The organism is Bacillus sp. cl96, assembly GCF_900100505.1.
In the GTDB taxonomy this organism is placed as follows: Bacteria; Bacillota; Bacilli; order Bacillales; family Bacillaceae_G; genus Bacillus_A; species Bacillus_A cereus.
In genome coordinates this window covers 1-9,061 of record NZ_FNDM01000035.1, presented here as the reverse complement: position 1 = coordinate 9,061, position 9,061 = coordinate 1, and the positions used below count along the sequence as shown (strand labels likewise).

The window sequence follows — 9,061 nt, the reverse complement described above, 5'->3', positions numbered from 1 at the left end:
GGTAATTTCCCAACTTTACTTCCTACATAAGAACCTGCACCACGATTGTCAGCTGGTTTTATGTATCGAATATCTGCGCCAGCTCCACCCTCGGAACACATCGCCATAGGGTATTCATCCCGATCATATCCTTTTTTCGTTGGAACATTTGCTAAAGACTGTTTTCTCCTTTCAGCGGCTCCATTCCGATCAATCGTACAAATATCTGTCTTGCCACTTGCAATCGCATCTTTAATATGCGCTGCGGTTTCTGGATACTTGTTTGATGGAAACTCTATAACTTGTGCAATATCTTGTGATTCACTTGTTTGTTTTACATGATTTGAACTTTGAATTGCTGAACATCCCGAAAATAACAATCCCATCGTTAGAAAACTGCTTATAACTCCTTTGAGTTTCATTGTATTCCCCCTTTTTATCCCTTATTTATTTAATCTTTAGGTTCCTTGAACAAGAATATTAGTAAAGTACTAACGCTCCAAGTCCAAACAGTTATTTTACCAATATTCAGCATAAGAAATGTTTTATTTTGTATTTGACCAAGTGCATTTGTTGAAACATTAGTTCCAGTATAAAAATCCAGTGAAAATAAATATGCTATAGATTCTGTTAATCCCATTTTTGCTTGTGCTGGAATTACCCAAAATACCATTGGTGCTACAAAAAACATAATAACCCAAGCTACAGCACCAAAATCAAATCCCTTAATATTGTAAAAAGGACGTTCAACAAACTTCATATTTTCACTCCATTCATTTCCCTTTAAAATTTCAACTTTTAATCTTCAACATCATCTTTCACTTTATATTCTATAGGTGTATCAACTGTAAGACTGCCATTAGGTTTAAGTTTATGTCCACCCTTATCACTTACCGTTTTGTATTCTGGCGATGTATCAACCGTATAATCAGCATATGCTTGATAATCTTTATCTCTATATAACTTTAAATACTCAATGTAATTTCTAACTGTACTTTCAGACCAATATGGAACACCCGATATAACCGCATCTTCTTCTACAAATTTGCCTCTTTTTCTATATGTCGCTACTTTAGATTGTGTATAATCTAAACCCGCATTTATCAACTCTCTTGCGAATTCGCTTTGACTATAATATTCAGTGCTAGACAAAATTAAATTATGACTTGAACCTTGAAGCAAATACGTGTCATTTCTAAAATAATGAGCTATCAAATCTAATGCAAAAGCTAATTTTTCTCCTATCAAATGCTGATATAACAAGTTAATATCAAAACTATTTTCCTTTGGGTTTTTAAAAAACCAAAGTAATTTTAAGAAAGTGCGCTCTTCTTCTGTTTCTAAAGCGCGAAGCGCTTCATCATGTGTAAATACATTTTCATAAGCATTTAATTTCTCTTCTAAATAAGGATAAGAATTAAGAAGTAACCCTACTGTTTTAGTCATAAAAAAACCTCCTATGTTGTAAGTTATAACAAAGATAACATACATTGTTATAACTTACAACAATAATTGTTATAATATACAACAATTATTGTTTTCCCAACCGTGGCAACGTAAAGAATCCCGTGAGGGATTCCGTTGACACTTCTTTTTAAAGGTGCGCAAGCCCTTTAAAAAGAACAGTAAAAAGCCTGTGAGTATATTCCATTTCGTAAGAGAAATGGAATGACGCTACAGGCGTAGTGTTTCTATACGAAGTATAGGGACACTCAAATTACAAAGGGCTCGATGCCCTTTGTAATTTGCATTCTTTAAAAAATCACAAAGCGAAATGCCTTTAAAAGCTTTGTGATTCCCATTCATTGCTTGCAATGAATGGACTCATTTTACAGGCTCGATGCCTGTTAAAATGAGCACCTTTGAAGAAAAAAAGAGAAAGAGAAGATTAACTTCTCTTTCTCTTTTTTATCGTAAGTAACCCTTCTCTCTCAAGGAGTAGTAGCGCCCTCTATGATTCACGATTAGGCTGTCTAGCAACTCAATCCCTAGAATCTCTCCTGCATCTTTCAAGCGACGAGACACTTGTTTGTCTGCTTCTGATGGTGAAACATCTCCACTTGGATGCTGATGCGCTACAATGATTGACGCGCTATTATTTAAAATTGCACTCTTGAACACTTCACGCGGATGCACCAAACTAGAATTTAGATGACCAACGTGACAACGATGTACCGCAACCACTTCATTTTTCGTGTTCAGACACATCACGAAGAACACTTCACGGTCTTCATCCCCAATAAATTTTGTAGCTACTTCAGCGGCTATATCCGAACCTGTGATACGGATGTGAGGTGTCTCAACCTCTCTGATTTCTTGTTTAATTCTTACGATTTCATATGTAGTTTCCATAGCTTTAACAGCTCCTTTCATTGTTCGGAATGGAAGCAATTTTTGTGAAAAGAGTGGTCAAGGCGCGAACAAAGTGAAGCGTACAACGTATCAAAAAAAGATTAGGGAATCTTATAAAGCTCAATGATTTAGGTGTTGTTGCGAGTGTACTTTACGAGCTTACAACACCTTAACCTACTTAGCTTTATTAGATTACCTTTTCTTTTTGCAGACCATTTACCACCTCTTATGAACAAAAATTATAATTAGAAGAACAAAGGAAGGACGGATTCCACTATCCCTTAATGCTTACCGTTCAAAAATTCCAACGGAATTAGGTAAGCTATTTAGAAAAGTGCGCAAGCCTTTTCTAAATAAGGAAAAGAGCTTGTAACATATATCATTTCGTTAGAGAAATGATATGTGTACAAGCTCTTATTGTTTTTATGCGTAGCATAGAAACAATCGGTTTATAGGTGGCTCGATGCCTCCTATAAACCGACTTCTCTTATTTGAAGCAGCAGCAGGAGAAAACCCTTTACATCATGGAAAGGGCATTTCTGATTCCTATTCCAACTTGCTCTTTACTCATATCAGACGAGAAGACCACTTCAACAAGACATTCATTATACTTATCCCGATTTGCTACTACAGAGAACATATGACTACCACGGTTAAGATTGAAGGTACCCTCAAATGTCGCCGCTTCACGTAAAGTATCAAAGCTCACTTCAAAAAGATCGCGCTGATGATACTGACTAAAACCTTTAAAATCCACGCTTCGCATTTCATTCACCTACCTTTATATACAGTTATCTTACTAACTAAATTTATACTATATATAAATGACAATCCCATAACAAAATAAAAACAACCGGATTACAAAATATAACAAATCATTTCCGATTGTTACAATTGGAAAACACCAATCCTTCTCATACTTTGCATTTAGAAAAACATTTGTTATAATTTTAGTAACTAAAAGAGTTATACTATTATTTTTTGCGTATATTAAAAGAAGAGATGCTGTCAACATCTCTTCTAGTAACTGATTACCGCAAGGCGGAACGGTTGCTAACGTTTATTTTCGTTTAGAACTGCCCTTTCGCTTGCCGGCTGGGGCGGTTCTTTTATTTTTTTTATTACTTAATTTCTTAGCTAACTCATTTGCACAAGCTGTTGCAAAGACTGTAAGAAATACTTTTACAGCATCATGTAATAAGGTAAGTAAAGAATCCATTCGGTCACCTCCTTTCTCTCTAAGATTAGAGAAAAAGGATTGGCAACCTCCCGCCCACGTTATTCAGTTGTATTTTATTTTACCATAGTTCTAAATATAAAAATAGAAAACGTAATTCTTAATCTTTAGGCTCTACATCAATGTCATAACACCTAATATGTATAAAAGTTTTATCCTCCTTCTCTTCAACTCCAATAACTTTCCCCATTACCCCAACTACTTCTGTAGACTGTTTTCCACTTCTAATAAACCAAGTCAATTTTTTAAAACGTTTTTCCAGTTCTGGAACACCGTTTAAATCTACTCTTAACTCTATTGATCCATAATCCTTGTAATGATCTTGTATGTCAAAGTACCCGTATTTATCAAATGTGAAAAATTGATTTTTGTGTAAACGCCCTTTAATGAAAACTATGGGACTTACTATTTTCTCTTCAAAATCTTTCTGTAGTGCATCATATGTACCGCGATAATAAAATTGTTTATTTTGAAGTAACTCTCTTATTACATTTTTTCGATGCTCTTCAGGACGATCAAAAGAAGTATGATAAAGCAAATCCGCTGCACTATTCAGAGTAACTGTTTTTGTTTTGTTGGCATCTTCTATCGTTTTTACCGGACCTGATTTAACAGGGTTTACAATTTTAGATGATGCTTTCTTATCTTTTAGACCAGCTTTATCATTACTTCTTTTTTCTTGATCGTGAAAAGAAGGTGCTTTCAATTGAACTTTTAGTTTTTTCCCTAACTTTCTAATTCGCTCTGACGTATCATCAACCGGAAGATAATTATCACAGTCGATATCATGCTCCGCATCTTTTGAAGGTAATCTATAATAAGGGCTTTCTCCCCCTGCATGAACCACTTGTGTCTCACACTCCATACAGTAAAAAGCACCATTATTTTTCATATCCTTTGTAACATCATGACAATTTACTTCTGTTCTAACGCTTGGAGATGCATAACTTCTATAATATGCATCTCTCATCGACTTACTTCTCCCCATCCTGACGCCTCCATTCTGCTATTTATATATACTAAAATCATAGCAAAAACGGGGTTATATGTCAGTTTAAGCCCCTAAAAATCTTCTGATCCAATGTGTTCATCATTCACGATGAACTACACGTAAATAAATGGCCACAAGCAACACAATAATAACCGCTATCGAAAGTTGCAACCAATATTCAACTATAGCATTTTTAATCCCCTCACCAATCTTGGCAAACCAACCTGGAAATAATCCAATCAAAACTGTTACTACTAAACCAATCCACCATGCTTTTTCTTTAATCCACTGTGACATTTTTATTCGCCTTCCTTCTATCTATACTTGCATACGCAATTTTCTTTTGTGTTTACAAGTAGTCTACACCAATATAATATATAAGGGGACGGATAGAATAACGCGAAAAATACACACAAATCCTTGTCATTACTGGGGTTTGTACATAAATCAAACAACCTAAAAGTTGTTAATAATACAACTGAAAGTTGTGTATTACTCAACAAATTTCGAAAAAATTGTAAATATGACAACAAATGGAGGAAAATTATGCCAAGAAGAAGAGTGAGTATACCTGTATACTGGGGAGCAATTATTTTAGATTCCTTTAAACATTTACAAGACAATGAATTTACCGGATCGGATTATAAGGTGCTATTTTTCCTTTGCGAACATATGAATAAAGAAAATAATCATACATATATGAGACAAACGAAAATTGCCGCTGATATGAATATGGACAAAGGCAATATTTCTAGAAGCATAACGAAGCTACGCAAAAAACAACTTATAGTTAAAGCTGAGAATGGTTTCATGTTAAACCCGCATTTATTTTATGTTGGAAAACGAGATCGTAATTCCCGAATAAAAATAAGAGAAGAATTTGATGGACTAATACGTAAACAAGGTGAAGAACCTCGCTTTAATTTAAATGAGGATGATTACTACTTAGAAGATTTTACAGAACCATTAGAAGATGACGACGATTTTTAAAAAATATAAAGCGCCTCTTACATACGTGTAAGAGGCGCTTTATCATTATACAAGTACAACCTCACGATAACTCCCATCTGTTAACGTTAATTGGTACCCAGCATCTTCTATTAGTTCATGTGTTCCTGCAAAATCAATAACTTTCCCTTTAGGTAGAATTAAATTTAATTCTTGTTTTGTAATTTCATTCAGATCATCATTTATATATTCTTTTAAACGATCCAAATAACCCGAGATTATTAGAACATAATTTTCACCTTTTGGATTTTCGACAATCTCCAGGTCCAAACAGAAGTCTATAATAGCCATTTCTTTTTCAAACATAGGCAACCTTACAATTCCCTCGTCGATTAATTTCTTAATCTTCTTTTCCGTATGCGATCCATTTTTCACGTTAAATATTCTCATTGGCATACTTATTCCATCCTTTATTCAATTTACTTATTAAAATATTGTTCTAGATCACTTAAATTGACCTTCCCTGATTTATCAGCCATTGCCCTTATATCATCTAGATACATTTCTACTTCTAACTCTTTCTGCTGTTCTCTCGCTCTGTTAATCACGCTCTGCGCTGGATAAAACACCTTGCTTAATCCGGATAGCTCTGAATATACCAAACTAGCTTGGTCCCTTACATATTTATAATCAAACAATTCTTTTTTTACTTGGCCAATATCTAACTGGCCATTTTTTACAAGGATTTTCCTCCAGAAACTTTTCCAACACTCTTGTACTTCGTGATCAACTGGCTCCATTGGCTCTTTAAGCATTTCATTTTGTTGCTTTAAATCAATAATTCGTACTGTCAGTTCTAAAGCAACTTGTTTATTTGAAGTCTCATATTCTTCTAGTTCTTTAATTATTTCATTGTTCGCCTCAATTGCTTGTTTCCGTATTAATTCCGTATCCATGCCCCATTTCCTACTTTGACTCATTAATTTTTCCTCAACCTCTAAAAAGTTACTTGTCATATTTTCATTCATTTCCTCTTCCTCCTTCATATTTTGGATATATTCTCTTAAAGCCCTTATATAAAATCCACTCAATTATTCAATGCTCTGATTTCATTTTCCTAACCTTACTCCACAACATGAAATAGCATGTTGCAAATAATATAAATAGAAAAAGCATTAAGTATGCTAGAGCGAATATCGCTTCAATTAAAGGTCTTTCATAAGCCCATACATTAAAAGCAATACCTATTATGATACAAAGCAAAACTTTATAATTATTATTTAAAGCTTGCATTTTCCTGCTCTCTTTCCTGAACTGTAATGTTTCGATTCACTCTTTCCCTATCTTGATGGGACATTCTATTAAACTTTTTTATTGCCTCTTCAACCGTTCCCGCTTCAACAGTCACTTCAAATACTCGAACCTCTTTATATGCCAAATTAAATTTTTTCATTTTAAAACCCTTTCCTAATTCCGTACTTTTACGGCCCTTCTGTTCCATTCTCTATTTTGAAATCATAATTTTCTACAAACCAATTTTCATTTTCTAGTACCAAGCTTAATTTCATGCTGTGATTCTCTTTTTTCTTCTCTCCCTCAATTGAAATTACGTATTCATAATTGACAGTAACATCTGCTTTGTCTTCAGCTGAACGTGTATAGTACATATCTTTTACATTCGCTTTTGTCATGTAATGAATGGCTGCATCATCAATTTGCTTATGTGAATCCTCACCAGCATTAAACAATTTATTTTCCGCTTCTCCCTTAACTAATTTCCGTAACGCTTCAAGCCCTTTTTTCTCCTTATCATTACTGTCATAAGTCATTAAAGTTTCTACAAAATTTTTGGCCACTACCTGACCTTTTTCTTGCGTATTTTCTTTTAAAACTTGCAAACGCTCTTCTAATTCTCTATTTTCATTCTTCAATTCATTTATTTTAGCTGTAAGTTTTGTCTTCTGTTGTTTAGCCTCACCCTTTAGATCAGAATTACTACTCCATAGCGTCAAACTTGTAATACTCAACGCGATAATTGCGCCAATTTGTAATATTTGTTTCATTTGATTTCCTCCTTATTTCGGCATATACGGTGCTGGATCAAGCTGTCCGTATTTAAATGATGTTTTGATTTCAAAGTGTAAATGAGGTCCTGTCACTTGCCCTGTAGCCCCGCAAATACCCAGTTGTTGACCTGCTTGAACCATTTGTCCTTGTTGCACCGAAAGTGCGTCCATATGGCCATACAACGTCCACAAACCACCTTCATGCTCTAAGACTACCGCATTTCCGTATCCACCAAAACCACTACCACTGGCTCCAAACTGCGCAAAACCAACTCGACCAGCTTTTGCCGCGCCAATTGCTGTCTGTCCTCGCGTACATGCATAATCAGTCCCCTTATGAATGGTTCCCCAACGTGGACCATATGGGCTGGTAACAAGTGGACTTCCTGGAATCGGTAAAACAAATCCATACGAGCTAGGATCACCCACATTCCCAACACCTCCGCTATCTGCTGGCGTACAGTTAAATGTAAGCCCACCTAACTGCTGAGCAAACTTTGTAACTAAAGCTGGCCATAAACCATTTGTACCGTGCGGATCATTTGCCGCGCCCGGCGGTGCATACTTAGCACCAATTGCTTCAATTGTTGTAATTCCCATTCCGATATAATTTTTGTATAAGTTACGAGCCATGCCGTTTATACCTTCTTCTAATGTCGCAAACTGAATAAAGCCTGTCATGTTAGTACTTGCGGGGTTCATTAATCCACCTGGATTGTTATATTTTTTCACAGCATTACTTGTACCGTTACCTGTTTCTAGCATCGCTATAGCGGTTAATAAGACTGGATCAATATTATTTTGTGTACCTGCATCAATAAAGGCTTGGCCCTTAGATGTAAACACACCCTTCAAGTGTGGGTCTAAATCCGCTGCGGTCAATTGTTTATCCCCTGGACGGCAAATTGTATTACCTATTAACCCGCCCCCACCACTTACTGGTTCTTTTTTTTCATCACCTAAAAGCATAAATAAGACGATTCCTATTAAAACAAAGAAAATTACAATTAGAGAAACACTACTAAACAAACAACCACTAACCATCCATAGTTTACGAACTTTACTTATTTTCGCTTTCTTTTTGGCTTCTTTTTCCTCTATATCCTCGTGCTCTAAATCCACGCTTCATGTACCTCCCTTACAAAAAAATGCCCCGCTATAAACTAGCGAGGCATTGTAACTAAATACATATTTTTATATTGTTTCTGTTTCTATTTTTATTTCATTTTCTTCAGCTAAGGTTTCTAACTCTACCTTTTGTTGTGTCGCATCTATCATAATTTCTTGCGATGCTGCTACTTCTGCTTGTGCGGATTCTATATGTGTTGTTTCACTTGTTCTATTTATTTTATCGGCTTGCGAAGACTCTACATGTTCTGACGGCTTCGCTTCCATTGCTCCCCCAATCTCTTGCGAAGACCCTTGTCTTTGCAAGACTTGGCTCCCTTCAAAAGATTGACCTTTTACCTCTTGTTCTCCCAAACTATT

General features: G+C 35.4%; 15 protein-coding genes. 1 reads left to right on the top strand and 14 read right to left on the bottom strand.

Features of this window, described 5'->3' with window-relative positions; genetic code table 11:
• The 8 genes from BLT20_RS29560 to BLT20_RS29530 form a co-directional block, all read right to left on the bottom strand.
• The coding region (locus BLT20_RS29560) for a NucA/NucB deoxyribonuclease domain-containing protein (RefSeq protein WP_090869613.1) at positions 1–401 on the bottom strand (401 nt) is incomplete at its 3' end.
• 29 nt (positions 402–430) lie between these two features.
• Positions 431–739 carry a hypothetical protein gene (locus tag BLT20_RS29555; protein WP_061685339.1) on the bottom strand — a complete coding sequence of 103 codons (309 nt, stop codon included), beginning with the start codon at positions 737–739 and terminating at the stop codon, positions 431–433.
• A 38-nt stretch (positions 740–777) separates the two neighbouring features.
• Entirely contained in the window at positions 778–1,425 is a 648-nt protein-coding gene (locus BLT20_RS29550) for a hypothetical protein (RefSeq protein ID WP_061685338.1), read from the bottom strand.
• 462 nt (positions 1,426–1,887) lie between these two features.
• Positions 1,888–2,331, bottom strand: coding sequence for a JAB domain-containing protein (locus tag BLT20_RS29545; protein ID WP_080444359.1), 444 nt, complete (start codon positions 2,329–2,331; stop codon positions 1,888–1,890).
• 517 nt (positions 2,332–2,848) lie between these two features.
• A complete protein-coding gene (locus BLT20_RS29540) occupies positions 2,849–3,097 on the bottom strand; it encodes a hypothetical protein (protein ID WP_061685337.1) in 249 nt (82 codons plus the stop codon).
• 294 nt (positions 3,098–3,391) lie between these two features.
• Positions 3,392–3,550, bottom strand: coding sequence for a hypothetical protein (locus BLT20_RS30720; protein WP_000377756.1), 159 nt, complete (start codon positions 3,548–3,550; stop codon positions 3,392–3,394).
• Positions 3,551–3,668: 118 nt separating this feature from the next.
• Positions 3,669–4,556 (bottom strand): hypothetical protein, encoded by an 888-nt coding sequence (locus BLT20_RS29535; protein ID WP_061685336.1) that lies wholly within the window; start codon positions 4,554–4,556, stop codon positions 3,669–3,671.
• Between the two features lie 102 nt (positions 4,557–4,658).
• Positions 4,659–4,856 carry a hypothetical protein gene (locus BLT20_RS29530; protein ID WP_061685335.1) on the bottom strand — a complete coding sequence of 66 codons (198 nt, stop codon included), beginning with the start codon at positions 4,854–4,856 and terminating at the stop codon, positions 4,659–4,661.
• 249 nt (positions 4,857–5,105) lie between these two features.
• Here BLT20_RS29530 and BLT20_RS29525 point away from each other — a divergent pair, with 249 nt between their 5' ends.
• Positions 5,106–5,549 carry a helix-turn-helix domain-containing protein gene (locus tag BLT20_RS29525; RefSeq protein WP_061685334.1) on the top strand — a complete coding sequence of 148 codons (444 nt, stop codon included), beginning with the start codon at positions 5,106–5,108 and terminating at the stop codon, positions 5,547–5,549.
• Positions 5,550–5,594: 45 nt separating this feature from the next.
• On the opposite strand, the gene BLT20_RS29520 is transcribed toward BLT20_RS29525, so the two are convergent.
• From BLT20_RS29520 to BLT20_RS29495, 6 genes are all read right to left on the bottom strand, one after another.
• The gene (locus tag BLT20_RS29520; protein WP_061685333.1) at positions 5,595–5,963 is read right to left on the bottom strand and encodes a hypothetical protein; all 369 of its coding nucleotides are present in this window, start codon (positions 5,961–5,963) and stop codon (positions 5,595–5,597) included.
• Positions 5,964–5,986: 23 nt separating this feature from the next.
• Complete coding sequence (locus BLT20_RS29515) at positions 5,987–6,553, bottom strand: hypothetical protein (protein ID WP_256332089.1); 567 nt, start codon at positions 6,551–6,553, stop codon at positions 5,987–5,989.
• A 230-nt stretch (positions 6,554–6,783) separates the two neighbouring features.
• Positions 6,784–6,960: a hypothetical protein gene (locus tag BLT20_RS30715; protein WP_172794692.1), complete on the bottom strand. Its 177-nt coding sequence runs from the start codon at positions 6,958–6,960 to the stop codon at positions 6,784–6,786.
• 28 nt (positions 6,961–6,988) lie between these two features.
• Positions 6,989–7,570: a hypothetical protein gene (locus BLT20_RS29505; protein ID WP_000809636.1), complete on the bottom strand. Its 582-nt coding sequence runs from the start codon at positions 7,568–7,570 to the stop codon at positions 6,989–6,991.
• Positions 7,571–7,582: 12 nt separating this feature from the next.
• On the bottom strand, positions 7,583–8,695 hold the full coding sequence (locus tag BLT20_RS29500) for a M23 family metallopeptidase (protein WP_000362625.1): 1,113 nt from the start codon (positions 8,693–8,695) through the stop codon (positions 7,583–7,585).
• Between the two features lie 72 nt (positions 8,696–8,767).
• The coding region (locus tag BLT20_RS29495; RefSeq protein WP_141770002.1) for a hypothetical protein at positions 8,768–9,061 on the bottom strand (294 nt) is incomplete at its 5' end.